General features: G+C 70.3%; 23 protein-coding genes and 1 pseudogene. 14 read left to right on the forward strand and 10 right to left on the reverse strand.

Annotation, left to right across the window (positions count from 1 at the left end; all coding sequences use genetic code 11):
- Positions 1-35 precede the first annotated feature (35 nt).
- From HDA41_RS18240 to HDA41_RS18255, 4 genes are read left to right on the forward strand one after another with little or no spacing between them, the layout of a single operon-like run.
- Positions 36-536, forward strand: coding sequence for a hypothetical protein (locus tag HDA41_RS18240; protein ID WP_184985253.1), 501 nt, complete (start codon positions 36-38; stop codon positions 534-536).
- Complete coding sequence (locus tag HDA41_RS18245) at positions 533-1,882, forward strand: APC family permease (RefSeq protein WP_230299612.1); 1,350 nt, start codon at positions 533-535, stop codon at positions 1,880-1,882. Before HDA41_RS18240 ends, HDA41_RS18245 begins: the two co-directional genes overlap by 4 nt.
- Positions 1,883-1,935: 53 nt before the next feature.
- Positions 1,936-2,451 (forward strand): winged helix-turn-helix domain-containing protein, encoded by a 516-nt coding sequence (locus HDA41_RS18250; protein ID WP_230299892.1) that lies wholly within the window; start codon positions 1,936-1,938, stop codon positions 2,449-2,451.
- A complete protein-coding gene (locus HDA41_RS18255; protein WP_184985255.1) occupies positions 2,448-3,038 on the forward strand; it encodes a transposase in 591 nt (196 codons plus the stop codon). The genes HDA41_RS18250 and HDA41_RS18255 overlap by 4 nt, the downstream gene beginning before the upstream one ends.
- A gap of 8 nt (positions 3,039-3,046) precedes the next feature.
- On the opposite strand, the pseudogene HDA41_RS18260 reads toward HDA41_RS18255, so the two are convergent.
- Positions 3,047-3,649 (reverse strand): annotated as a pseudogene (locus HDA41_RS18260) (IS5 family transposase); the annotation flags it as partial.
- A gap of 900 nt (positions 3,650-4,549) precedes the next feature.
- Between HDA41_RS18260 and HDA41_RS18265 the strand changes: the two are divergent.
- From HDA41_RS18265 to HDA41_RS18280, 4 genes are all read left to right on the forward strand, one after another.
- Entirely contained in the window at positions 4,550-4,858 is a 309-nt protein-coding gene (locus tag HDA41_RS18265) for a hypothetical protein (RefSeq protein ID WP_184985257.1), read from the forward strand.
- A 46-nt stretch (positions 4,859-4,904) separates the two neighbouring features.
- Positions 4,905-5,054 carry a hypothetical protein gene (locus HDA41_RS18270; RefSeq protein WP_184985259.1) on the forward strand — a complete coding sequence of 50 codons (150 nt, stop codon included), beginning with the start codon at positions 4,905-4,907 and terminating at the stop codon, positions 5,052-5,054.
- 602 nt (positions 5,055-5,656) lie between these two features.
- Positions 5,657-6,268 (forward strand): DinB family protein, encoded by a 612-nt coding sequence (locus HDA41_RS18275; RefSeq protein WP_184985261.1) that lies wholly within the window; start codon positions 5,657-5,659, stop codon positions 6,266-6,268.
- 148 nt (positions 6,269-6,416) lie between these two features.
- Entirely contained in the window at positions 6,417-6,857 is a 441-nt protein-coding gene (locus HDA41_RS18280; protein WP_184985263.1) for a nuclear transport factor 2 family protein, read from the forward strand.
- A gap of 15 nt (positions 6,858-6,872) precedes the next feature.
- Here the strand turns inward: HDA41_RS18280 and HDA41_RS18285 are convergent, their stop codons facing one another.
- Positions 6,873-7,577, reverse strand: coding sequence for a YqeB family protein (locus HDA41_RS18285; protein WP_184985265.1), 705 nt, complete (start codon positions 7,575-7,577; stop codon positions 6,873-6,875).
- 115 nt (positions 7,578-7,692) lie between these two features.
- The gene (locus HDA41_RS18290; RefSeq protein WP_184985267.1) at positions 7,693-8,136 is read right to left on the reverse strand and encodes a DUF2000 domain-containing protein; all 444 of its coding nucleotides are present in this window, start codon (positions 8,134-8,136) and stop codon (positions 7,693-7,695) included.
- A 49-nt stretch (positions 8,137-8,185) separates the two neighbouring features.
- On the opposite strand from HDA41_RS18290, the gene HDA41_RS18295 reads away from it, so the two are divergent.
- Positions 8,186-9,040 carry a helix-turn-helix domain-containing protein gene (locus HDA41_RS18295; RefSeq protein ID WP_184985269.1) on the forward strand — a complete coding sequence of 285 codons (855 nt, stop codon included), beginning with the start codon at positions 8,186-8,188 and terminating at the stop codon, positions 9,038-9,040.
- Between the two features lie 43 nt (positions 9,041-9,083).
- On the opposite strand, the gene HDA41_RS18300 is transcribed toward HDA41_RS18295, so the two are convergent.
- On the reverse strand, positions 9,084-9,593 hold the full coding sequence (locus tag HDA41_RS18300; protein WP_184985271.1) for a type III secretion system chaperone family protein: 510 nt from the start codon (positions 9,591-9,593) through the stop codon (positions 9,084-9,086).
- Positions 9,586-10,923, reverse strand: a complete 1,338-nt coding sequence (mshA, locus tag HDA41_RS18305; protein WP_184985273.1) for a D-inositol-3-phosphate glycosyltransferase — start codon at positions 10,921-10,923, stop codon at positions 9,586-9,588. The genes HDA41_RS18300 and mshA overlap by 8 nt, the downstream gene beginning before the upstream one ends.
- A 329-nt stretch (positions 10,924-11,252) precedes the next feature.
- Here mshA and HDA41_RS18310 point away from each other — a divergent pair, with 329 nt between their 5' ends.
- The 5 genes from HDA41_RS18310 (at position 11,253) to HDA41_RS18330 (ending at position 16,774) form a co-directional block, all read left to right on the forward strand.
- Positions 11,253-12,119, forward strand: coding sequence for a calcium-binding protein (locus HDA41_RS18310; RefSeq protein WP_221511554.1), 867 nt, complete (start codon positions 11,253-11,255; stop codon positions 12,117-12,119).
- Positions 12,120-12,260: 141 nt separating this feature from the next.
- Positions 12,261-12,872 (forward strand): dihydrofolate reductase family protein, encoded by a 612-nt coding sequence (locus HDA41_RS18315; protein WP_184993519.1) that lies wholly within the window; start codon positions 12,261-12,263, stop codon positions 12,870-12,872.
- Between the two features lie 153 nt (positions 12,873-13,025).
- Positions 13,026-13,769, forward strand: a complete 744-nt coding sequence (locus HDA41_RS18320; RefSeq protein WP_184993521.1) for a class I SAM-dependent methyltransferase — start codon at positions 13,026-13,028, stop codon at positions 13,767-13,769.
- A 213-nt stretch (positions 13,770-13,982) separates the two neighbouring features.
- Positions 13,983-15,071, forward strand: a complete 1,089-nt coding sequence (locus tag HDA41_RS18325) for a C40 family peptidase (RefSeq protein ID WP_184985275.1) — start codon at positions 13,983-13,985, stop codon at positions 15,069-15,071.
- Between the two features lie 353 nt (positions 15,072-15,424).
- Positions 15,425-16,774, forward strand: coding sequence for a PP2C family protein-serine/threonine phosphatase (locus HDA41_RS18330; protein WP_184985277.1), 1,350 nt, complete (start codon positions 15,425-15,427; stop codon positions 16,772-16,774).
- Between the two features lie 94 nt (positions 16,775-16,868).
- On the opposite strand, the gene HDA41_RS18335 is transcribed toward HDA41_RS18330, so the two are convergent.
- The 5 genes from HDA41_RS18335 to HDA41_RS18355 all read right to left on the reverse strand — a co-directional run bounded on the left by HDA41_RS18335 (position 16,869) and on the right by HDA41_RS18355 (position 24,688).
- Positions 16,869-17,201 (reverse strand): DUF2516 family protein, encoded by a 333-nt coding sequence (locus tag HDA41_RS18335; protein ID WP_184993523.1) that lies wholly within the window; start codon positions 17,199-17,201, stop codon positions 16,869-16,871.
- 129 nt (positions 17,202-17,330) lie between these two features.
- Positions 17,331-17,999, reverse strand: a complete 669-nt coding sequence (locus tag HDA41_RS18340) for a hypothetical protein (RefSeq protein WP_184985279.1) — start codon at positions 17,997-17,999, stop codon at positions 17,331-17,333.
- Positions 18,000-18,088: 89 nt separating this feature from the next.
- The gene (locus HDA41_RS18345; RefSeq protein ID WP_184985281.1) at positions 18,089-18,763 is read right to left on the reverse strand and encodes a helix-turn-helix domain-containing protein; all 675 of its coding nucleotides are present in this window, start codon (positions 18,761-18,763) and stop codon (positions 18,089-18,091) included.
- Positions 18,764-19,118: 355 nt separating this feature from the next.
- Positions 19,119-23,783: a caspase family protein gene (locus HDA41_RS18350; RefSeq protein WP_184985283.1), complete on the reverse strand. Its 4,665-nt coding sequence runs from the start codon at positions 23,781-23,783 to the stop codon at positions 19,119-19,121.
- The gene (locus tag HDA41_RS18355; RefSeq protein WP_184985285.1) at positions 23,783-24,688 is read right to left on the reverse strand and encodes an alpha/beta hydrolase family protein; all 906 of its coding nucleotides are present in this window, start codon (positions 24,686-24,688) and stop codon (positions 23,783-23,785) included. The genes HDA41_RS18350 and HDA41_RS18355 overlap by 1 nt, the downstream gene beginning before the upstream one ends.
- Positions 24,689-24,929: the final 241 nt, after the last annotated feature.

Raw genomic sequence — 24,929 nt, forward strand, 5'->3', positions numbered from 1 at the left:
CCCAGCGAACCGGATACTGCAAAGGACACGCGTATATGAGCACTCCATCCACCCGCAAGCCCGGCATCGGCGACTTCGACTTCCTGGTGGGCACCTGGGATGTGACGAACCGGCGGCTGGTTGCGCCGCTGACCGGCAGCCCCGAGTGGGACGAGTTTCCGGGAACCGCAGTGTGTAGCGGCACTCTGTTTGGCGGAGCCGCCAACCTTGACGAGATCAGCTTCCCGACCAAGGGCTTCAACGGCCTGACGCTCCGCCTGTTCGACCCCGTTCGGGCGCAGTGGTCACTGAACTGGGTGAACAGCCGAACCGGGCTGCTGCAGCCGCCCGTCGTCGGTCGGTTCCACGCCGACGGGCACGGCGAGTTCCACGGCGACGACACCCACGACGGCACCCCCGTCTTGTGCCGTTTCATCTGGTCGCAGATCACGTCAATATCGGCCCACTGGGAGCAGGCGTTCTCGACCGACGGCGGGAAGAGCTGGGAAACCAACTGGACCATGGACTTCCGGCGGACCGGGGAGACTTCCGCGTGACCAGTGTGCCTGCCGCGCGGGAACTCTCGGCCCCGCCGGTCGGGAGACTGACCGTCTGGCAGGGGGCCGGACTGTACATCGGCGCGGTCCTCGGCACCGGTGTGATCGCCCTCCCCGCACTGGCCGCGCGGGCTGCCGGGCCAGCCTCGCTGCTGGCCTGGCTCGGACTGGTCCTGCTGTCGGTGCCTCTTGCAGCCACGTTCGCCGCCCTGGGTGCCCGGTACCCGGATGGCGGCGGCGTCTCCACCTACGTCCGGCATGCCTTCGGCGCACGGGCGGCAGCGGTGGTCGGCTGGTGCTTCTACTTCGCCGTACCCGCTGGCGCTCCGGCAGCGGGAATGTTCGCCGGCGCGTACGTCGCGACCGCGGTGGGCGGCGGCCAGCGCACGGTCGTGGTCACGGCGGCGGTGCTGCTGGTCTTCGTCGCGGTGGCCAACGGCTTCGGTCTGGCCGTCACCGGCCGTATGCAACTCGCGCTCGCCGTACTCCTTGTCGCGCTGTTGCTGGCCGCCGTGGTCACCGCACTGCCGCACACCAACGTGCGGAACATGCATCCGTTCGCGCCGCACGGTTGGCCCGCGGTCGGCTCGGCCGCAGCACTGCTGGTGTGGAGCTTCGCAGGCTGGGAGGCCATCACCCACCTGGCAGCCGACTTCCGGCACCCGGCGCGGGACCTGCCCCGGGCCACCGCCCTGGCGGTCGCCGTCGTCAGCGTGCTCTACCTCGCCGTCGCCGCCGTCAGCGTGCTCGTGCTCGGCCCGTCCGCAGGCACCGCCGACGCCCCGCTGGCCGAACTGCTCGCCCTCGGCATCGGCGGAGCCGTCCACACACTGGCCGCGGCCGCCGCCCTGCTGCTCACTCTCGGCACCATGAACGCCTACTTCGCCGGTGCGGCGAAACTGGGCGCGGCACTCGGCCGGGACGGCGCGCTGCCCGCCTGGTTCAGTCAGGGCAGCAGCGTTGGCGAGGTGCCACGACGTAGTCTGGCAGTCGTGTCGGGGCTGTCGGGTCTCGCCCTCACCGCCACCACGGTCGCCGACGTCGGCCCGCAGCCACTCGTCCTCCTCACCACCGGTTCGTTCGTGACCGTGTACGCCCTGGGCACAGCCGCCGCCCTGCGCCTCCTTCCCCGTGGCGCCCTGCCCCACCGCTCCGCACTTCTCGCCCTTATCGCGGTCGCGGCACTCCTCGTCATGACGGGCTGGTACCTGCTCTGGCCGCTGACCGTCACAGCGAGCGCACTGTGCTACCTGCGATGGCGCCGTGCAACAGGCTCTCCACTTCCTGACCCGGTGGACGGCTTGCCGCAGCAGACCAGCCCCCTCTCGCAACAGCATGATTACTGATCTTTTCGTAAGTTCGGTGGGTGTGGTGGCCGTGTGGGTGGGAGGCTGTCGGGGTGGCATATCAACCTTCCCCTTCGGTTGCCGGCTCCTCCCTTCCTCCTTTGTCTCGGCCTCAGTTGGCGGAGGCGCGTCGTGTTCGGGCAGTCGAGTTGTTCGAGGGCGGCGTCTCGAATGCGGAGATCGCGAGGGCGGTGGGGGTGTGTGCCGAGAGTGTGCGGCGTTGGCGGCGGGTGTGGGAGCAAGACGGTGCTTCGGGCCTGCGGCGACGGGCAGCCACCGGACGCCCACCCAAGCTGGACGACACCCAGGTCGAGATGGTCCGGGCCGCGTTGGAGCAAGGTGCCCAGGCTCATGGTTTCGAGGCCGACCTGTGGACCCTGGAACGAGTCGGCGCGGTCGTCACCCGGGCAACGGGGGTGGTGTTGTCGAGGGCGTCGGTGTGGCGGCTGCTGACCGGCCGGCTCGGATGGAGCCTGCAACGGCCCGAGCGGCGGGCGGTCGAGCGGGACGAGTCGGAGATCGCCCGCTGGATCGCGCACGAGTGGCCGCGCATCAAAAAGGGGCCGTGAACACACGTGCCTGGATCGTCTTCCTCGACGAATCAGGCGTCTCCCTGCTCCCTCAGATCCGCCGCACCTACTCGCCCCGAGGGCGGACTCCGCTCCTGCGGCACCGTCTGAACTGGAAGCGCGCGTCGATGGCCGGAGCCTTGGGCTACCACTCCACCGACCCCGATCGCGGGGCCCGCCTGTGCTTCCACCTCAAGCCCGGCAGCTACGACACCGCCGGGCTCATCGAGGTCCTGGAGCAGGTGAAGGTGTTCTACCGCGGCGAGCGAGTGGTCCTGGTCTGGGACGGCCTGTCCGCCCACTGGAGCCGGGCGATGCGGGCCTGGGTCGCCGAACAGGACTGGCTCACCCTGGAACGATTACCCGCCTACGCTCCCGAGCTGAACCCGGTGGAACTGCTGTGGTCCTCGCTCAAGAAGCGTGAACTCGCCAACCTCGCCGGCGACCACCTCGCCGATGTCGCCGACGCCACCGAGCAAGGCATCCACCGCATCAACACCAACCCCGGACTGCCATGGTCATTCCTCGCCCATACCGGCCTGACCATCCGTCCACCACACCCACCGAACTTACGAAAAGATCAGTAGCCGTCGTTTCATTTGGTGAGTCGGCGGTAGCTGATGAGGGCTGCGGCTATGCCGACGAAGGCCAGGAAGTGTTCGGCCTTTCGCTCGTAACGTCGGTGCAGCCTTCGGCATCCGGCCAGCCAGGACGGTCCTTTCGACGACCCAGCGGTGTCGGCCGAGCCGCGTGGAGGACTCGATGCCCTTGCGGGCGATGCGGTGGCGGATGCGGCGCTCGCGGAGCCATTTCCGCAGGTGGTCGTAGTCGTAGCCCTTGTCGGCGTGTAGCTTGGCCGGACGCCGGCGGCGGGGTCCGCGGCGGGAGCGGATGGGCGGGATCCCGCGCACGAGCGGCTGCAGGCCGAGGCTGTCGTGCGTGTTGGCGCCGGAGATGCCCAGCGACAGCGGCACGCCGTTTCGGTCGGTGATGAGGTGGATTTTCGAGCCCGGCTTGCCACGGTCGGTCGGATTCGGTCCGGTCAGTGGTCCCTTTTTGCCGCCCGGGCGCTGACGGAGTCGATCGCGCACCGCGACCAGTCCAGCTCGCCCCGAGCGCCGAGTTCGTCGAGGATGACGCGGTGGAGCCGGGCCCAGACCCGGTCCCGGCTCCACTGGGCGAAGCGCCGGTAGACCGTGGACTTTAGCGACCTAATAGGCGACGTACAAATACCCAGTCAAAGCCGTCGGAGTAGTCGTATGCTTCCAGTTTCACAACGCCGCGATCTTGGCGTGACGAGTGGCCCTTCAGGCGCCCGTGGCGCCACCACCTACGAAAATTCGTAGGTGCCCCAGCAAGGCGGGAGCGGCCTCGTCCGGCCATGGGCCCACCCTGCCACTGGGTGCTAGGAGGCCAGGTGGGCGAAGTCCTGGCGCAAATGCCTGCCCTAGCAATGTTGCGGCGGGTGGAACATTCACGTGTGGTGATTTCGAATACTAGCTTCGGCAATGTTGCGGCGGGTGGAACATTCACGTGTGGTGATTTCGAATACTAGCTTCGGCAATGTTGCGGCGGGTGGAACATTCACGTGTGGTGATTTCAAATGCTAGCTTCGGCAATGTTGCGAGGTACGAGGGACGGGCGCACTGCCTGGCCGCGCCGACCGCGTCGGGGGGACGACTTCTCATCGCCTGTCTCGTCCACCACCAACGTCACCTCCCTGGAGCCGAGTTGCTCCACCGTCCAGGCCGCGGCCGTCCGGCTACCGCCTCGGTATCGAAGCGGGCGCGGGAGAGGGAGTACTTCGGCGCCGGCGCCGGCGAAGGAGCGGGGCGCCGGAGAACTCACGAGATGTCGCGCACAAGTACGTGCCGGAGCTGGCCGCAGGCCGAGACTCCCTGGTCTCCGCTCCTCACACGGCAGCGCTGCCCACCCCTCGCTGACCTGCTTGGCCACTGAAGTCCCACGCAGGTCACGGTAGTTGCTGTCGGACGGCCACAGAGCCGCACGGCCGACGAAGCGGGGGCCCGGTGTTTGTGGCTTCAACGGGTTTTGTAGGATCCACGCGACCAATCCAAGCCCTATGGGGGAAACACTCATGACCAAGCGCTTTTCCGCCCTGGCCGTCTCCGCGGCCATCGTCGGAGGCTTCTTCATCACGTCGGTGCCCGCTCACGCCGCCACGGCGGCCGGGCAGGGTGACGTCTCCGTCACCGCCGCCGTCACCTGCGACAAGGCGAAGCTGCGCCAGCAGATCGCCGAGCTCAAGAGGAAGGCCGCCCAGCTGAAGCAGCTGGGGGAGACCGCTGCCGCCAACCGGGCGCTCAGCGATGCGAGGGCTCTCCAGAAGAGGCTCGACGCGTGCATCAAGGCCGAAGACGAGTCGGCCAAGCCGTTCCCCGGCTAATTCCCGGCTCCACGTGTGGCGCTGCCCGTCCCGTTCCGCGGGGTGGGTGGCGCCACGCGCATGTCCGGCGCGTCTGCCCGCCCCCGCGGACGGCGGCGCTGGGACCACGCTCTACGAGTACGTGCCGGAGCTGGCGGCGGGACGGGACTCCCTGGTGGCGACGGCGGCCCAGGCGGCTCTGCCCGCCCCGCGGTGACCTGGGTAGCAACACAGAGAAGAGGGACGTCGACCAGGTCGACGCCCCTCGCGGTCTCTCCTGCTGACGACTGTGTCTGCGGGCGCGCGTCCAGTCGTCGCCGGCCTCCCGGTCGATCTGGAGGAACGCGAGGTCACTGCTGATCCCCGAGTCGTCCGAGGCGGTCACCGAGATGGTGACCGACTCGGTCTGGGAGGTGCCGAGGACGATGGGCTTGCCGCCGTTCACGGACAGCTTCTGGACCACCACACCCGTCTCTGCGGAGGCGGCCGGGGCGGTGACGACGGAGGCGGAAAGCGCCAGGGCTCCGGCGAGGACGGCACCTATGGATTTCATGCGCCTGAATCCCCCATTGGTTCGGGCCTGCCCCGGCCGTGAATCCCCCCCGGCCGCAGGCATGGCAGGTGGAGGGAGGACATGTCACCCGCGCCGCTCAGCTCTGTCTCTACTCCTCTCCGGCTTCCGCGCCGACAACGACCGATGACGATTCATCCAGCCGCCTGACTTTCCGGTTGGGTGGGGCCGACCGAGGGGTCGTAGAGGGGCGTCGGGCGTTCGATATTCAGTGGCGGCATCCTCCCCGCACCCTCCACCATCCCCGCATGGTCTCGAACGAGCAGGTCAGTGAACCCGCGGTGACTCGGTGGACGCGGGCGACCGTCTATCCCGACATGTGGGTGGATCCGGATGACGACCCGAGGGAGACCGAGGCCGAAGTCGTCGATGAACGCGGCGTGTTGCTGGAGAGCCTCCGTCACTATCGGCTCACTCTGGAGATGAAGTGCGCGGGGCTGGACGCGGAGCAGATGGCGCGGCGGTCGGCGGCGCCGTCCACGATGTCGTTGCTGGGGCTGGTGCGGCATCTGACCGAGGGGGAGCGGCACTTTCGGCGGGTGATGGCCGGGGAGGACGCACCGCAGCTGTACCGGACCGAGGAGGACCGGGACGGTGACTTCAACGGTGCGATCGCGGATCCGGCGGTCGTGGAGGCGGCGTGGCGGCAGTGGCGGACCGAGGTGGAACTCACCGACCGGTACCTGGCCGGCGTGACGGACCTCGCCACCCTGAACGCCGGGTACTCCGACCTCGGGGCCGAGCCCGGTGGGCAGCTCCAGCTGCGGGATGCCCTGGCGGCGCATGCCGGGGAGTACGCGCGCCACTGCGGGCACGCCGATCTTCTGCGCGAGTTGATCGACGGCCGGGTCGGGCAGTGACGACGCACGCCGTGACGTGTCCCGGGTTCCGGACTGTCGCTCATTACTCCTCGGGGAATCGACCGGCCTCGCCTTCCCCGGCAGGATCGGACGCGTCCCCACGAGAGCCGTCCGGGATCCGGTCGGCCGCAGTCGCGAGGAGAGTGCCATGTCCGTCAAGTCCAGTCCTGTGACGCCGAGTTCCTTTGCCGAGTCCACCCGGGCCGTCGTGCAGGAGTTCCTCGCCGCGCGGCTCGCCGGGGACACCGAGCGGCTCGTCGAGCTGTTCGCCGACGAGGTCGACTGGGTGCTCGCCGACAACCCGGGTGTCCCGTGGATCCGGCCCCGGTCCACCGCCGCCGAATGTGCCGCGCAGTTCACGGAGTTGATGGAGCACACCGTGCCCGAGGACGCCCGCGCCTCCCTCGACGCCTTTCTCGTCGACGGTGCCGACGCCGTGCTCATGGGGCACTTGTCGGGGACCGTACGGGCGACGGGGAAGTCCTTCGAGGGACCGTTCGCGCTGCGCCTCACCGTGGAGGACGGCCGGATCACCCGGCACCACCTCTACGAGAACAGTCTGTCGATCGCCGAGGCCTGTACTCCGTGAGCACGCTGCGGCCGCTCAGTTCCGGCGGGCCGGCCGCCAGTACTGCCGCTTCTCCTCGTCCCGTACGACCACGCCGAGCCGCAGCAGCTCACGGCGCAGCTCACGGGCGTCCTCGGCGTCGTCATCGCTCTTGCGGGCCTGGGCGCGTGCCCTGAGCAGGGCGTCCGCCCCCTCGGGAAGGCCGGGAGTGCCGGGGACCCAGCGGCGGAACTCGGCGCGGTACGGGTCCTCCTCCGCCCAGCGGTAGCCGTGCTCGGCGAGGGCGTCGGCCAGGCGGGGCCAGGGCAGGCCGCACTCCTCCCGGGCCAGTTCCCTGCCGTCCGGGGCCAGTACCACGAGTTGCCTGCCGTCCCTGCACAGCACCGCGACCTCCTCGCGGGTGAACTCCTGCGTGCTGTCCCTGATGGTCAGGGCGAGGTGCGTGCCGGACACGCGGACCGACAGCGACTCGTGCGCGGCGCTGAGGCCGAGCAGCAGGCCGCCGAGCGCGCCCACCGCGACCGTGCCGAGGGTGAGGGCGGGTTCCGGGATCGAGGTCAGCAGTTCGGCCGGGCCCTCCAGCGGTGCCCACGGCAGCTTCAGCAGCAGGCGGGCGAGGAGCGGGAGCACCGCGCCGATGCCGGCGCCGCAGGCCACACAGAAGAGGATGATCACCCAGGCCGACTCGGCCAGTTCCGTGCCCTTGCCCGCGCCCGCCTGCGGCACCCGCTTCTTCCCCATCTGAACGTTCCTCGCGTGCTCCATGAGGCGAGTCTCGGCGGGCGGGGCAGGCGCTGTCGTCAGCCGTTGGTCTACGCGTCCGCGACTTTGGTCGCGGGTCGCGACCAGCCCCGCCTCACGGATGCATCCGCGCCCCCTTCACCACCTTGTCCACCGCGTTCTTCGGGCCGTGGACCGCGAGGCCGACCAGATCCAGGTCCGCCGTCGGCACCGACCGTACGGCCGCGCGGTTGTCGCGGTCGTTGCCCGTGGTGAAGAGGTCCGAGGTGAAGATCGCGCGGGGCAGGGAGCGGGAGAGGGTGCGGGCGTGAGCGGTGGTCAGGGTTTCCTTCGCGGCCTCGAAGACCAGGACCGGCTGGCGGAACATCGGCAGGTAGGGCACGCCGTCCGCGTCCTCGTACGGTTCGCCGATCACCTCGGGGAGCTGCGTACCCAGGCCGCTGACCAGGAACGACGTCACGTTGAGGCGCTGCCAGGGCTCCAGGTCGTCGCGCAGCAGCACGGCGATCTTCGTGTCGAAGCGGATCGGTTCCTGAGCCGGTTCGGTGTGCGTGTTCATGAGGCGAGCGTGCCCGGCGCCCCTCGCCAGGGTCTTGTACGTTCTTTGCATGGCCTCACAGCCCGCCCGGATCGTCTCCGCCTGGCGGCCCGCAGTGCCCGGTGTCGTCGAGGTGTTTCACGCCCGCTTCACCGAGTACGCGTACCCGATGCACGTCCACGACGCCTGGACGCTGCTGATCGTCGACACCGGCGCCGTACGGTACGACCTCGACCGGCACGAGCACGGCACCCCGCACGACACCGTGACGCTGCTGCCGCCGCACGTGCCGCACAACGGCTCCCCCGTCACGCCGGAGGGCTTCCGCAAGCGGGTGCTGTATCTCGACGGGACGTATCTCGGGGACGAGTTGATCGGGGCCGCCGTCGACCGGCCGGACCTGCGTGATCCGCTGCTGCGGCGGCGCGTCGGGCAGGTGCACGGCGCGCTGGTGCGGCCCGGTGGGGAGCTGGAGGCCGAGAGCAGGCTGATGTTCGTCGGGGAGCGGTTGCGCGGCCATCTGCGAGGTGAGAGCGACAAGCCCCGTCCGGCGGATCCCGTCCTCGCGCGCCGGCTGCGGGAGTTGCTGGACGAGCGGGTCGTGGAGGGTGTCGGGCTCCAGGAGGCGGCCGGGCTCGTGGGGGCTCATCCCGCCCATCTCGTACGGGCGTTCAGTGCCGCTTACGGCATCGCCCCGCACCAGTACCTGACGTCCCTGCGCGTCGGCCGTGCCCGGCGGCTGCTGCTCGAAGGGCGCTCACCGGGAGAGGTGGCGGCCGAGACCGGGTTCTACGACCAGTCGCACCTCACCCGGCACTTCCGGAGGCTCGTGGGTGTGCCGCCGGGGCGTTACCAGGCGGGTCAGGGCCTGTCGTCTGGATCAGATCGCAGACGCGGGGCCTGGCACGCGCATCCGCGGCGCTGAAAAGGTGCCGCCGATTCCCTGCGACCTTATCCAAACGAGGACCCTAGCGCTGCGGGCGCTGTGTCAGGTGCGCGAACGCGTCCAGGTTGCGTGTCGACTCCCCGCGGGACACCCGCCACTCGTACTCCTTGCGGATCGCCGAGGCGAAGCCCAGCTCCAGGAGCGTGTTGAAGCTGCCGTCCGCGGCCTCAAGAACCTGGCCGAGCAGGCGGTCGATCTCGTCGGCGGTGACGGCGGACAGGGAGAGGCGGCCGGTGACGTAGACGTCGCCGTGCTGGTCGACGGCGTAACTCACGCCGTAGAGCCTGAGGTTGCGTTCCAGGAGCCAGCGGTGGACGCCTTGCTCGTTCTCGTCGGGATGGCGGATGACGAAGGCGTTGAGCGAGAGGGAGTGGCGGCCGACGATCAGGGAGACCGTCGTCTTGAGCTTGCGGGTGCCGGGGAGCTGCGCCACGTAGGTGCCGGGCTCGGGGCTCTCCCACTCCAGGTCGGCGTCCTTCAGCACTCCCTCGATGACCTGTGCCGCACGCTGTTCCAGATCGGTTTCACCCATGCGGCGAGCGTACGCGACGGCGGTGTGCCTGCATCGCGGCCGTGTAGACGTCCGCCGTGGTGGCGGCCGCGGTGTCCCAGCCGAAGGACTGGGCGTGGCGGGCGGCCTGCCCGCCCAGCCGGGGCGACAGCTGCGGGTCGTCGGCGAAGTCGCGCAGCACGCGCGCGTAGTCGGCGGGATTGTGGCCGCGTACCAGGAAGCCGGTGTGTCCGTCGCGCACGGCGACCGGCAGGCCGCCGACCCCTGCCGCCAGCACGGGGGTGCCCGCCGCCTGCGCCTCTATGGCGACCAGGCCGAACGACTCGCTGTAGGAGGGCATGACCAGGACGGAAGCGGCGCGGAACCAGTCCGCCAGCTGCTCCTGGCCGACCGGCGGGTGGAACCGTACGACGTCCGCGATGCCGAGGCGTGCGGCCAGCTTCTGGAGGCCCTCGGGTTTGGCGAGGCCGCTGCCGCTGGGGCCGCCGACCACGGGGACGAGGATGCGTGAGCGCAGCTCCGGGCGCTCGTCGAGGAGGACGGCGACGGCGCGCAGCAGCACGTCGGGGGCCTTCAGGGGCTGGATGCGGCCGGCGAAGAGCGGGATCAGCGCGTCCTGGGGCAGGCCGAGGCGGGCCCGGGCGGCGGCGCGGCCGTCGGCGGGCGAGAAGCGGCCGAGGTTCACGCCCGGGTGGACCACGGCGACCTTGTCGGTGTCGGCCGCGTAGTGCCGTACCAGTTCGTCGGCCTCTTCGGTGGTGTTGGCGATGAGGCGGTCGGCGGCGGTGACGATCTGGGTCTCGCCGATGACGCGGGCGGCGGGCTCGGGGGTGTCGCCGTCGGCCAGGTTGGCGTTCTTGACCTTGGCCATGGTGTGCATGGCGTGCACCAGGGGGACGCCCCAGCGCTGGGCGGCGAGCCAGCCGACGTGGCCGGAGAGCCAGTAGTGGGAGTGGACCAGGTCGTAGTAGCCGGGGCGGTGGCCGGCCCAGGCCTGCATCACGCCGTGGGTGAAGGCGCACAGCTGGGCGGGGAGGTCCTCCTTGTTGAGGCCCTCGTAGGGACCGGCGTCGACGTGCCGGACGAGGACGCCGGGGGCCAGCTCGACGGTGGGCGGGAGGGCGGCCGAGGTCGCGCGCGTGAAGATCTCGACCTCGATGTTGATCGCGGCGAGGCGCTGCGCGAGCTCCACGATGTAGACGTTCATGCCGCCGGCGTCGCCGGTGCCCGGCTGGTGGAGCGGGGAGGTGTGCACGGAGAGCATGGCCACCCGGCGGGGCCTGCGATGCAGCCGGAGGCGCGCGGGCGCGGCGGCGGAGCGCCGTCCGAGCCTGCCGATGTACTGGCTCACGTGGCGTTCCTCCTCGCTCCGGGCATGCCTGGGCAGGGCGGACGTGCCCTCCAGGCTGCTCCAACACCGGAGGGGTAAATTCCATTTCCTGATTCGCGATTTTTACCGAATCATTACTGCTCCTCGCTCAACCGTTCGATGAGGCGCGGGCTCCTGCGTCCACCGAGCCCGGGAGCGCGACAGGCAGGTGAACGCGGTCGGAAATCGCAGGTAGCGCGCACGGTCCGCGCAGTGAAAAGGCTGACGAATCCGGCTCGGCGGACAACCGGGCCCATGCCCCACAGGTCACACCATGCGAAAGCATCCACCCCCCTCACGGAGGTTATGCAATGCCCTCTCGCCTCGTCGGCCGCCGCCTGTTACGCACCTCATCGGTTCTGGCACCGGTTCTCGGCATAGGTCTGGCCGTTCCGATCGCCCTGGCCGGCCCGGCCGGTGCCGCGGAGCCGACCGCCACCGCCGCGGTGAACGAGTACGGCTGGCACCTCACCTACACGGCCGCCCCCGGGCAGGCCAACAAGGTGACCATCACCCAGTCCGTCACCGGCGACCGCTCTCACTTCACCTATGTGATCGACGACGTCGTCCCGATCAGCGCCGGCACCGGTTGCAGCCACCCCGACAGCGCGGACACCACCAAGATCTCCTGCACGGTCGAGGCCCCCGAGAGCCAGTCCCCTGTCAACTCCATGGAGATGGACCTCGCCGACGGCGCCGACACCGCCTCCTTCCACAACGCCACCGACCAGGTCTACTACTTCAACCGGATCGAGCTGGGCGACGGCGACGACGAGTGGACCGGCGCCACCGGCGACCGAGTCGACGGCAGTTCCGCCCTGGGCGGGGCGGGCGACGACATCATCAGGGTGGGCGCGCTGGGACACGCCGGCGGCGGTGACGGTGACGACACCCTCCACGCCGGCATCGACGGCGAGATCGTGGACGGCGGCGCGGGCGACGACGTCCTCCGCGGCGGCGCGGGCGACCAGGTCATGCGAGCCGACGACGGTGACGACACGGTCTACGGCGGGGCCGGCGACGACGAGATGTACGGCGGCAGGGGCAACGACATCCTGCACGGGAACGGCGGCGCCGACCGGATCTGGGGGAACAGCGGCGACGACGAGCTGTACGGCGGACCCGGAGCGGACACGCTCTCCGGGGGCCCGGGCAAGAACATCGTCCGCCAGGACTGACAGCGACAGCATCGTCCGCCAGGACCGCAGCTTCTCACCGTCCGGGGAACCGCGCGCTTCCCCGGACGGCCGACCGATGAGTTTCCGCGTCCCACGGGGTCGGAAGGACCGGTGACGACGACGAGAAGTGAGTGGTGCGTGATGAAGCTGGTGGTGCAGGAGTTTCTGTCGCTCGACGGTGTCTCCCAGGGGCCGGGTGCCCCGGACGAGGACACCAGCGACGGTTTCGAGCGGGGCGGCTGGTTCGTGCCGTATCTGGACGAGGAGTTCGAGCGGCTGGCGGGCAGCTGGCTCGGGGAGGCGGACGCGTTGCTGTTCGGGCGGCGTACGTACCAGAACTTCGCCCGGGACTGGCCGGCGATGACCGACCATCCCCTCGCCGGGATCATGAACGGCCTGCCGAAGTACGTCGCCTCCCACAGCCTGACCACGGCCGGCTGGGACCCGACCACGATCCTGTCCGGCGACGTCCCCGCCCAGGTGGCGGAGGTGAGGCGGCGGCCCGGCCGGGAGCTCCAGATCCACGGCAGCGCCCGGCTCGCCCAGTCCCTGCTGGCCGCCGGGCTGATCGACACCCTGCGGCTCGTGATCGCCCCGGTCGTCGTCGGCCAGGGCCGCCGCCTCTTCCCGGACGGCGGCGCACCGGCCGGGCTGCGGCTGGCCGAGCATCGGACGACGCCGGGCGGTCTGTCGGTGCATGTGTTCGAGACGGCGGGGGTTCCCGGGTTCGGGACGTACGGGGCCGGGTCCTGAGGAGCGCCGTTCACTCCTGGAGGACCGCTTAGCCTCGTACGCATGACATCCCGCGCGGCGACCCTCCGCCACTCCCGGCCTCGCTCGAGCGGGGGGACCCCCATCCAGGGAACGGTGACGCGCGGGACGACCAACCCCAACCGCCTGCGCCGTATGGACCGTTGGATCGCGGCCACGCACGGCGCCGAACTGCGCCGTGCCGCCGACCCGGTGGCGGTCGACCTCGGGTACGGCGCCGCCCCCTGGACGGCCGTCGAGCTGCTGCACCGCCTCCGTAGGGTCGCGCCCCGCGCGCGCGTGGTGGGCGTCGAGATCGAGCCGGCCCGGGTCGCGGCGGCGCTGCCCTACGAGCGGGCCGGGCTCGCCTTCCGGCACGGCGGTTTCGAGGTCCCGATCCCGCAGCGGCCCCTGCTGGTCCGGGCGGCGAACGTGCTGCGGCAGTACGAGGAGGGCGAGGTCGCGGCCGTCTGGCACCGGCTGTGCGGGCGGCTCGCGCCGGCCGATCCGGCGACCGGTGCGCGCGGCGGGCTGCTGGTCGAGGGGACCTGCGACGAGATCGGACGCCGGCACGTGTGGGTCGCGCTCGGCCCGGAAGGACCGCGCACGGTCACCTTCGCGACCCGGCTCGGCTCCCTGGAACGCCCCTCGGACCTCGCGGAACGCCTGCCGAAGGCGCTCATCCACCGCAACGTCCCGGGCGAGCCGGTGCACGCCTTCCTGCGCGACTTCGACCGCGCCTGGGCCGCCGCCGCACCCTACGCGTCCTACGGCGCCCGTCAGCGCTGGATCCGGGCGGTACGGGACCTGACCGCCGACTGGCCGGTGGCGGACGGGCCGGTGCGGTGGCGGCAGGGCGAAGTGACGGTGCGCTGGGAGGCGTTGGCGCCACGGGGCTGACCTCACGGGTCACGCGGCTGGAACTCCTCTGCGGGTCCCGCAGGGAACGATCACTTTGAGTCGTTCGTCACACAGTCGGGGAGATCGTCATGCCGGGGCATACCGGGGAGGGGACCGCGGGAAGTACTACCCCTGTCACTTCGCGCGCCGACGTGGCAGCATCCCCAGGCGAACCGGATGTTACTGACGGTTAATAAGTGTGGGGGCTGAGGTATGGGAACGGGCAAGCGTGGCCTGATCGCGACGGCTGTGGCCGTGGTCTGCGCGGTCACCGTGCTGGCGGCACCGGGTACGGCGTTCGCGAGCCCCAGTCCCACACCCGTCCCGAGCGCCGGCCCGACGCTCGCGCCCGGCAAGGACCTCGAGGCCGTACGCAAGAAACTCGACGAGCTGTACCGCGCCGCGGCCCGCGCCACCGACGAGTACAACGCCGCCGAGGAGAAGGCGGACAAGCAGTCCGCCGAGATCGCCGAGCTGGCCAAGAAGATCGTCAAGGGCCGGCAGAAGCTGGAGAAGCTGAAGGACCGCGCGGGCGCCTCGGCCGCCGCCCAGTACCGCGGCGGCGGACTCCCGCCCGAGGCCCATCTGATGCTGAGCGACGATCCGCAGGAGTTCCTCGACGGAGCCGGCCGGGTGCGCCAGGGCCAGCACGCGACCAAGGGCCTGATCGGCGAACTGACCCGCACCCAGGAGGACTTGAAGCAGTACGCGCAGGACGCCTCCGCCCAGTGGAAGAAACTGGAGGCGGGCCGCAAGGCCAAGGCCGCCGCCCAGAAGAAGATCGAGAAGCAGATCGCGCAGGCGGAGAAGCTCGAGTCCGAGCTCCAGAAGGAGGAGCAGGAGCGCCTCGCCGAGCTGGAGAAGGAGGCGGCCCACAAGGCACAGACCGCCTGGCTCGACTCCGGCATCCTCGACGAGATCAGCACAAAGGCCTCGGAGCAGGGCAAGAAGGCCGTTGCCTACGCCACGGCCCAGATCGGCAAGCCGTACCAGTGGGGCGCCGAGGGCCCGAAGACCTACGACTGCTCCGGCCTGACCTCACAGGCCTGGATATCCGCCGGACAGGGCATTCCGCGCACCTCGCAGGAGCAGTGGAAGCGCCTGCGGCACATCGACATCCAGGACATGCGCCCGGGTGACCTCATCATCTACTTCGGCGACGCCAGCCATGTCGCGATGTACGTCGGCGACGGGGCGATCGTGCACGCGCCGCGGCCCGGGCGGACGGTGACCCTCGCGGGAGCGGGGACGATGCCCATCCTCGGGGTGGTACGACCGGACGCCGACGCCGGCACGGACTGAACGGGGCGGCGCCGACTGGGCGGGCGCCGGCACCGGCACCGACTGGGCGGGCGCCGTGGGAACACCGAATACCGGACAACAGCTCGCAGCCCCTGCCGGTGACCTGGACCACGTGACCCAGCCCACCGTGAACGCGCCACCAAACCACGCGCCGACGTGACGTTCGTCATCCTCACGGCATCCCGGCGTTGTCCAACTGCGGGGCATATCGCGTCATATGACACTGGCCGGTGGCGCAGCGGCGTGGCTCACACCATTCCAATGCGGCGCCGACACCCGCTATGGTCCCCGTCGGTGGGTCGAGGTCCCTCGCCCCCGCCATGCCCTCGGGGGGAGGGAAGGAACCCAAGACGATGTCCGTACCCATACCGCGGCAGAGAGCGATCCCGGCCGTGGAGAGTGGTCAGGCGCAGGCCCCGTCCCCGTGCGACGGCCCCGCCGAGCAGTCCGTCACGGACGACTCGGAAAAGGCCCCGCGCACGCCGGACACCGCCGGGAACACCACGGACAAGGTGGAGAACAACACCGCTCACACCAACCTGACCCTGCTGCTGATCGAGGACGACCCGGCCGGTTCGCCGATCGTGCCCGACATGCTCGACCAGGCAGGCAAGCCGATCCGCGTCCGCACGGCCCGCAACCTGACCGAGGCCGGGCGGCTGCTGACCGACGACGTCCACTGCATCCTGCTGGACCTCGCGCTGCCGGCGCCGGGCCGCGGCGACGCCGATGACGAGCTCGCCGTGCTCAAGCACGTACTGGAGCTCGCGCCCCGGCACGCCGTCCTGGCGCTGACCGCCTCGGGCGACGCCGAGCGCGGCGCGGAGGCGGTGCGCGTCGGCGCCCAGGACTACCTCTTCCGCGACGAGTTGGACGGCCGGCTGCTGAGCCGGGCGATCCGCTACGCGGTGGAGCGCAAACGCTCCGAGTCGGCCGAGCGCCGGCTCGCCGAGGGCAAGCTGCGCGCCCAGGAGAACCGCCGCCTGGAGCGCGGTCTGCTGCCGACCCCGCTGCTGGACGGCTCCCCGCTCCGGTTCGCCGCCCGCTACCGCCCGGGCCGTTCGCGCGCCCTGCTCGGCGGCGACTTCTACGACGTCGTGCGCACGCCGGACGGCACCGTGCACGCCATGATCGGCGACGTCTGCGGTCACGGCCCGGACGAGGCCGCCCTGGGCGTGGAGCTGCGGATCGCGTGGCGCGCGCTGACGCTGGCGGGCCTGTGCGGGGACCAGCTGCTGGGCACGCTCCAGCAGGTGCTGGAACACGAGCGGGCCGACGACGAGATCTTCGCGACCCTGTGCACGGTGGACATCGCGCCGGACGGCCGCCGCGCCGGACTGTGCCTGGCGGGCCACCCGTCGCCGCTGCTGGCCCGTCCGGGCAAGCCGGCCCGCCTGCTGCCGTACGACAACAACGGGCCGGCCCTCGGACTGCTGCCGGGTGCCCGCTGGCCGCGTATGCAGGTGGAGCTGGGCGCCGAGTGGAGCCTGATGCTCTACACCGACGGCCTGATCGAGGGCCATGTCGGCGAGGGCCGGGAGCGGCTCGGCCAGGACGGCATGACGGAGATGGTGCGCCGCCAGATCGCCGAGGGGCTGCGGGGCGAGCAGCTGCTGCGGGCAGCGGTGAACGAGGTGCGCGACCTCAACGGTGGCGAGCTGACGGACGACGTGGCGGTACTGCTGCTGGACCGGGTGCCGTAGCCCCGGCTCCGGGGAGGGAGCGGATGCCGTAGCCCCGGCCCGCTGGAGAGACCAGGTGCCGTGAGCCCGGCCGGCTCCCGTGCTGCCAGGGGTCTTACCGGCCGCCGTTCCAAGGGCCGTACGGACCGTCGCTGCTGGAGCCGCGCTGGCTGCGGCCGCCGCCGGGAAGCGCCCGGATGGCAGGACGGACGTCGACCATGTACACGATCGTCGCGATGAGCCCGATGATCGGCAGGAACGACAGGATCGGGAAGAGCAGGTTCACCACGAAGGCGAGCCCGAGGATGATCAGCCAGAACGGCTTGGTCTTCTTGTCGGCCGCGCGGTAGGCGTCCTCCCGCCGCACGGCGGCGTCGAACAACGCGAAGCCACTGAAAATGATCAGGGCAATGCTCAGAAGCCACATGAACCCTGCGAAGCCCTGCATCAGCACTACGTCCACCACCTGACTCGGCTCGTCCCTACGCGGTCACCGTACCCGCACAACGGGCCGGACACCCCCAGGGTGCCCGGCCCGCTCGTTCGCTCTGCTGGTCGCTGTGCGCCCTGTGCCGTCCTACTTGGCCGACGGGGTGGTCTTCTTGGCGGCGGGCTTGCGCGCCGGGGCCTTCTTGGCGGGAGCCTTCTTCTCCGAGGCGGCGGCGGTCGTGGTGCCGGCGGGCTTCACCGGCTCCTCCTTGACCTCGACCGGCTCGGACTTCGGCTCGACGGCGATGGCGAGCTCCTCCACGCCCTCGGCGACGTCCTCGATACCCTCGGCGGCCTCGCCGCGCCAGGTGCGCACGGCCTGCTCGCCGTGCTCGGCGACCTTCTCGTAGGTCTCCCGGGCCTTGACGGCGTACTCGGCGGCCACGCCGACGCTGCGCAGCGCGAAGTCCTGGGCGGTCTCGCCGACCTTCTTCAGGTCCGCGTCGATCGTGCTGCCGAGCTTCTTGATGTCGACGTCGATGGAGCCGATGAACTCCGTGACCTTGTTCTGGAGGGTCTCCTGCGTCTCCTTGACGCGGGCGGTGGCCTCCTTGGCCCGGGTGGAGGCCTTCTCCTGGACGGCCTTGGGGTCGGTGTTGCGTACGGCCTCGATCCGCGCGGGGGCCTCGGAGCGCAGCTGCTCCACCAGGGCCGGCACCTTCTTGGCCTGCTGAAGGGCGAGGTCGGCGGTGCCTGCGGCGAAGTAGAGCGGGGTCGGGTCGCTGAGGGTCTTGCGCAGGTCGTCGGTGATGGCCATGGTGATGGTCCTCCCGGATTCTGTTTCGCTTGAGGATTCGGCTGGGGGTGGTGTGATCCGCGGCGGTACGGCCGGTGCCCTGGTCCGGATCAGCCGGCCGTCTGCTGCGGGTCGGTGTCACTGGCGCCGGTGTCCTTGCGGGCCCGGCGGGCGGCTGACGTACCGCCGTCGCCCTTGCGGGCACGACGGGCGGGCGACGGTGACGTACCGCTGCCGTCCTTGCGCGCACGGCGGGTCGCCGGCGGTGACGCGGACGTACCGCCGTCGCTGTCGCGGGTACGGCGCTCGGCGGACCGGCCGCCGTCGGCCGTGCGGGTTCGTCGTATCCCGGTGCCGCCGTCGGGAGCGTCCCCGTCCCTGTCCGCCACGTCCTCCGCGACGGCGAGGTCGACGACCGCGGGGCCGTCACCGGTCCCGAACCCGTTCTCCTTGCGGAAGGACTCGTAGATCTGCAACAGCACCTGCTTCTGCCGCTCGTGCAGCGCCGGGTCCGCGAGGATGACGGCACGCGTCTCGACCTCGTCCAGGTCCCGCTCGGCGTCGAGGATGCCGGCGCGGACGTACAGCGTCTCGGCGGAGATCCGCAGGGCCTTGGCGACCTGCTGCAACACCTCCGCGCTCGGCTTGCGCAGCCCGCGCTCGATCTGGCTCAGGTAGGGATTGGACACCCCGGCGGCATCGGCGAGCTGCCGCAGCGACAGCTGCGCGGTGCGCCGCTGTTCGCGCAGGTAGTCACCGAGATTGCCGACGTTGAGCGATGCCATGACTCCACCGTGCCACCCCCCGCTAACTATTGCAAGCACCCGCTTGCAAAAGTGCGCCACACCACGCGACCCGGGTGCTGTGACTGAGCACGATAGGTGTCGCATTTGCAGGACAACTGTCGTGCGGTCTCACCGCCGGTCAGGGTCCGCAAGCGAGCCTGGGTGCAGGGGTCCACTCCGAGTAGACCCCTGCACCTGGCGTTGGGCTTTCCTGGTCAGAGCTGAATGGTCTCCGCAGGGGAGGGCAGACGGCTCTGAATGAGGAGGCTGAGACGCAGCCACTGCTCCATTGACCTTCTGCAGGACGAAGTCCGACGTCTCTTCGAACTTCGGGCTGCCGCCCCGACAGGTCCGGTCACCCGTAACCGAGCCGCTCCCGCCAGGCCCGGGACAGCCGGGGTCTCAGGAAAACCACCCCTTGCTGGGTGCCGACGGCGAGGTCGAGGACGGGGCTCGCGGGCAGAGCGGCGAGGGAGGTGACGAGCGCCGGCAGGGGCGCCGACCACACCTTCTCGCCACTCGGTAGATGGCACAGTGCCACGCCCTGTTCGTCGCTCACCGCGACCAGCGTGTCGCCGGCCGGGACCCGTCCCGTCCACAGCAACCGGCAGGCCGGTACACCCAGCTGACGTGGGGTGTCGGGCGCGGCGGAATCCCAGACGGTGACCGGGGCCGCATGGGCGTCGTCGCAGGCCTTGGGGTCCAGGAGGAGCAGGACGGCGCCTCCGTCGGACAACTCGGTCCAGCGCAGGAAGACGTCGACTTCGGAGATCATCTGGTGGCCGATGTCCGAACGGGGTTCGGCCACCGGCCGGCTCGGCCGGACCCGGTACCGGCTGTCCGTCGACAGATCGATGACTTCCGTCGTGCCGTCCCGTCCCTGCTGGGCCACCCACCGCGTCCCGGCTTTGGTGTGGTGCGGCAGGAGGCGGCAGACGTCGCCGAGGAGTTCCAGCGGCGTGCCCCTGTCGGGCGTGCCCGCCGAGACGTCCCACAGCCGACCGTCCGTGACGCCGGTCCGCGGTGCCTCATCTTCGGCTGAGCGGTTGGATCGGCCTGCCACGCTGCTTTCCCAGCGCCAGAGCGGGCGGGTGCCCGTCAGCAGCACGGTGGTTCCTGCCAGGGTGGTGAAGGCGGCCGAGCAGACCCAGTCGTTGCTCGGATCGACCGGCCAGGGAAGGTTGGTCCACTCAGGAGTCGAGTGCGGAGCGTCGAGGAGTTTCATCCGGCCGCGGATTGCGTCCAGGCCCAGCAGTCGGGTGTGCGGATGGCTCGACGTTGGTGGCAGGAGGTGAGCCTGGACCCCGAGGTCGGCCTCCCCTTCCAGCCAGGTCAGGTTCGTGTGCTCGGCTAGTCCGCCCAAAGCGATGCGGTGCCAAACCGCCTGAGAGTACGGCACGGATCCGGACCACCCGGGCAGGTCGGAGTAGGCACGCGGCTTCACTTGGCCCTGGTAGTCCCAGATCAGGAGCTGTAGCGAACCGTCCGGGTCCACCGCGCGCTCTTGTTCGGAAACCGAGTCGATGAATAGCTCCTCGACCAGGTCGAACGTGGTGCCGGGGGCTGGCTCAGGGGCGGGGGCAACGCGCCGGACCATGCGACCGGAGACGGCCATGACGCCGGTGGAGTCCTCGGGCCAAGCGATGAGTGAGTCGATCTCCGGAGCAGACAGCTCCTGCGGGGCGGACCTAGGGGCGCCCGCCCTGGCGTGGTCGGCCCACCGCCACAGTCGTGCCGTCCCGTCGTTGCCCACAGCCAGGATGTCGGGTCCTGGTTCACCGGGAGCGGGCAGCAGTCGGAGGGCGCAGATTGCACTCTCGTGCCCCCACAGCGGCGAACCCACAGCGTCTGCGGTCGTGCAGCTGACCACGTAGACCTGGCTTCCGTAACTGACCGTCGCGGCGTACAGCCCGTCTCGCAGTAGCACGGGTGCCAGCAAACTTGCATGGTCGGCGTCCTTGTCCCGGGCCGCGACGCGTTGCGCGGGGCCGTTGAAACGCGCGATGAGCAGATCGTCGTGATCCTGCGTCACGAACACGGGGTCGTCCCCGCTGCCCAGGGCGAAGCCGCTCTCCTGCCAGACGAAACCGTCGAAAGGCAAGGCCACCATCCGCCCTGATCCCGTCTCGATCAGCGTTACCCGGGTGCGCGGCTCGCGCACCGCGGCGACAGTGCCCCGGCCGCCATGGATGCGATCGGCCAGCAAGGGGCGGACACAGTCGTGGAGCAGGACGTTGACGTCTCCCTCCGCGTCGAGGGGGTGCAGGGTGACACGACCGCGCACCCCGTCGCACAGCAGGAGCCGGACGCGGCCGTCCGCGTCGTGGGCGAGGCAGGCGGATGCCTCGGGCATGTCGAAGTCGTTCTTCGGGGGTGTCTCGCAGGCCACCTGGATCAGCGGCTCCAACAGGGGCAGCGTGCACACGCGGACCTGCTCGGCGTCCCCGCACACGACCACGGACGTGCCGTCGTCGCGGAACCCCGCGTCGAACAGCAGCGTTGCTCCACTGGGGGCGGTGTGGAGCAGCGTCTGGTCGGCGACGTCCCAGATTCGGATGTCTCCCTTGACGTCGAGGGTCACTGCCTGCGCCGGGCCCGCACCGTCAATGAGCAGAGCGAGCCCCGCGACGCTGGCGGGATGCGGCAGCAGCGTCGACTGCGACGGGTCGTCGAGCCGCCACACGTGCACGTGTGAGGCCGACGGAGGCGCCGCAAGCACGACGTGGCCACCGTCCGGCAGAACCAGGCCTTCGATCTGCCACCCCATGTTGACCGAGCGGATCGCATAGGCGTCCCCGTCGTGCCGGCCCACCACGCGATGCGGGGTGATCTCCCGTGGCTCCACCCACACGCGCTCCAGCACAGCCGACAGGTTCTGGGCCTGCCCGGACAGCGCGTGCTCCCCGTGTGCCCCCGCCACGAAAGCCAGCAGCGCCAGCTTGTCGACTTGGGCGGAGTCAGTGTTGGCGACGAGGTAGGCGTAGCGCTCGACGGCGAGGGCGAGCGTGGGACGGCGCAGTGCTCGCCGCACCGCTGGCAGCAGCGTCGCCAGGTCGGCGTGAACGACGAACGAGGCGTCCTCGATGAGATCGTCCAGTTCTCCCGAAGCAGCGGCGTGCGTCGACAGGTGGGTGCGGACGTACGGATGTGCTTGAGACCAGTCCCGGTCCGGCACGAGTTCCAAAAGAGTCACCACGAAACACTCCTGAAGATCCGCCAGGTCCCGGTGCTTGAGTGATCGCTGCTTCAGATGGTCCGTCAGTTCCTGGTGATACAGCCGGAAGTATTTCGTGCCGTCCACGTCGGCGTGCGACAGGTAGGAGCCGTCCTCATCCAGCAGCAGGTCGACGTCCGCCTGGACGAGTGGGATGCCTGAGAGCCGCGTCGCCACCTGCACCCAGAGCCGGCGCGGCAGGCCGTTGCCCTCTCCGAAGGCCAGCACGGTGAGAAGGGCCATGGTCTTGGCGTGCCGCTCCTGCGGCAGTCGCTGGAGATACGCCTCGAAAGCGCTTCCCACGTCCGAGGGCAGTTGCTCCGCCCAGCCCGGTACGGCAGTGTCGATGACCGGGCCGCGCAGCAGCGCGCTCGCCGTCATCCGGGCAACCAGGAAACACCTCCCAGCCCGGCGAGCCACCTCGCGGGCGACCTGGCGGGCCACGTCCGGCCGGTGTTCGTACGGCGCCCCCTCGTCGCAGAGGATCTTCGCCACGTACTCGGCCGGCTCCGTGTCCTGCGCGTACTCGCCGTTGTCGAGGTCGATCACCGGCACGTGCCCGCCGAGGTGAGGCAACAGCTCGCGACGTGAGCCGACCACCAGCCGCACACAGGTCACCGCCGCGAGGGGGCGCAGCAGTTCCCATGCGATGCGGCGGGCCTCGGCCTTGTCACCCGCCGAGCCGGCTTCGTCGAGCGAGTCGACGACGATCCGGAAGGGGGGTTCCCGGTCCACAAGGGCGGTGAACAGGGTCACCGGCGTACTGGCTCGGACGTCCGCCGCGGCGGCGATGCGCTGCACCAGGGCCTCCAGCGTCTGGTGGTGCGCGTTGACGGAGGTGTCGGCACAGCCTTCCAGCACCAGCCGGCCCAGGACCGCGGACTTGCCCGAGCCGGGGTCGGCGGTGACGACCATGGCCTGTCCCTGCCCGTCGCCCTCTAGATGGGCGCGTGCCGCACGCAGGGCCCGCTCACGTCCGGTGAAGTACGAACCGGGGTCGTGCACATGCTCCACTCCACGACCGCGCGGCTCGAAGTGCGAGGAGAGGTCGGAGGCGTCGGAGATTGTGCGCCCGTCGCCCGTGATCTCAGCGCGCGGATCGAAGGAGAAGTTGACGAAGAATGGGGGCCGCTCGGACTGGTCGACGGACGAGCACGCGGCACGCTGGGCCAGCCCCGCCGCCGTGAGGGAACGATTGACCCGCTCGGCGAGCGTGCTCGGCGCCAGGTACCGCTGTGACGGCCCGTCACCCTGATGACACGCTTTGGCCAGTTCGGTCACGAAGGCGCCGTCCACCGCCAGATCGCGATGCCGGGCTGAGGCCAGCAGCCAGGTGCCCGCGCCGAATCCGTCGCCGCGTCCCCGGCCGGCCACGATGGTGTCGGTGACGGTACCGATCTCCGCCGTAGCTGCCGCCGCGTGGCAGGCGTCCACTACGAACAGGACGTTGCGGACCGGTGACGTGGCCAGGATTTCGGCCAGGTTGAGCAGTGACAGCCACGAGCGTGGTCGTCCCGGCGCGCTGTCAGCACAGGCCAGACGGTACTGGCCGGCTAGGGAGCGGTCCCCGTGCCCGGCGTAGTACACGACCACGACGTCGTCAGCGGTCAGTCCTGGGGTATGGCACCAGTCGGCCAGGGCATTCTCGAAGGACTCGCAGTCCGGGTCGTAGGAGACGGCCGTCAGGACACGCTCGTAGCCCATCGAAACGAATAGCTCGGTCGCCCGGTCGACGTCCTCGTGGGCCAAGGGCAGTTCGGGGGCTTCCCGGTAGTGGCGGGTGCCCGCAGCGACGAGGTACCGCATCAGACAGTCCCGGTCCCCGGCAGCAGGCCCGTCAAGATGGCCCGCCCCGTCTCGACGGCAGTCAGGTACCGCGTGGCGTCGTGCATGTGACTGCCGTTGTTCACCGCCACATCCCGCACTCCGTTGCCGAAGGCCGGGCCAAGTTCGCGTACAACGGCGACAATGTCGGTGTCATCGGCGATGTTGGTCCACGCCCGCACCGGCTTCGGCCACACAGCCTGGCGGTTCTCAGGCGCCGGTTCGAGCCGATCGAGGACGAGGGCGCGCATGCCCAGCGGCGATCCCAGGGTGACGAGCATGCGAATGTCCCAATCGCCATTACGCCGCGGGTCGCAGAGCGTCTCATAAGCGATGACCGACCCGAGCGAATGGGCCACAACAACCTGTGTCCTTGGAGTAATCCGCGCGGCCAGCTGGTCCTGCGCAGCACGCCGGATCTCCTCGTCACCGAAGTAGCCGGTCATCTGCTTGAGACTGCCGATCAGCGCGCGGTCGAGGACCCCACGCAGGTACCGGGCGCCCGTCAGGGCGTCCAGGGCTGCTCGCACAGCGTTGAGCCGGAGAGCCCGGGAGGCGGTCCACCCCACAGGGCCCCGGGTACCAGTGGCCGCCGGATCCGGGACCGAGGGGTCGGTGCGCGCAGCCTCAGCCCACCACTCCATCAGGAGCGCAAACTCCGCATCATCGTCGACATCACCCTCGTCGTACGGGAATTCGGCCCCCGCGCGGGTGCCCCGTGGCCGGAACAGATCACCGTAGAAAGCCACCCCCACGTTGTCGGACGAGGGCACCGGTCCGCCCGCCAGGCGCGTACCGCCCTGGAGTTCGGGGACGACGTCCCGTGCCAAGGAGTCCTCGCTCAGGTACTGCTTCCCGACACCGTGCACGAAAACGACCTTGCTCAATGCCCCTCCCAGGATGAGGGAACAAGATTACGCGGCGACGGTCAGCCCGGCAGCTCGAAGCCGAGGCAGCCGCCGCCTCGACGGGTGCCGGCTGCGTCCAGCGCTGGGCCATCGCGAGATCGCGCACCGCCGCACCCGGTCCTCGGCGTCAGGGAAACGGCTGGGCCCGGCCCTCGTGAGAAGCGGGGGCCGGCCGGTGCCCGGATGGGAGGTGTACGCGACCAACCGCATGAACTGGTCG

The organism is Streptomyces caelestis, from assembly GCF_014205255.1.
GTDB lineage: Bacteria > Actinomycetota > Actinomycetes > Streptomycetales > Streptomycetaceae > Streptomyces > Streptomyces caelestis.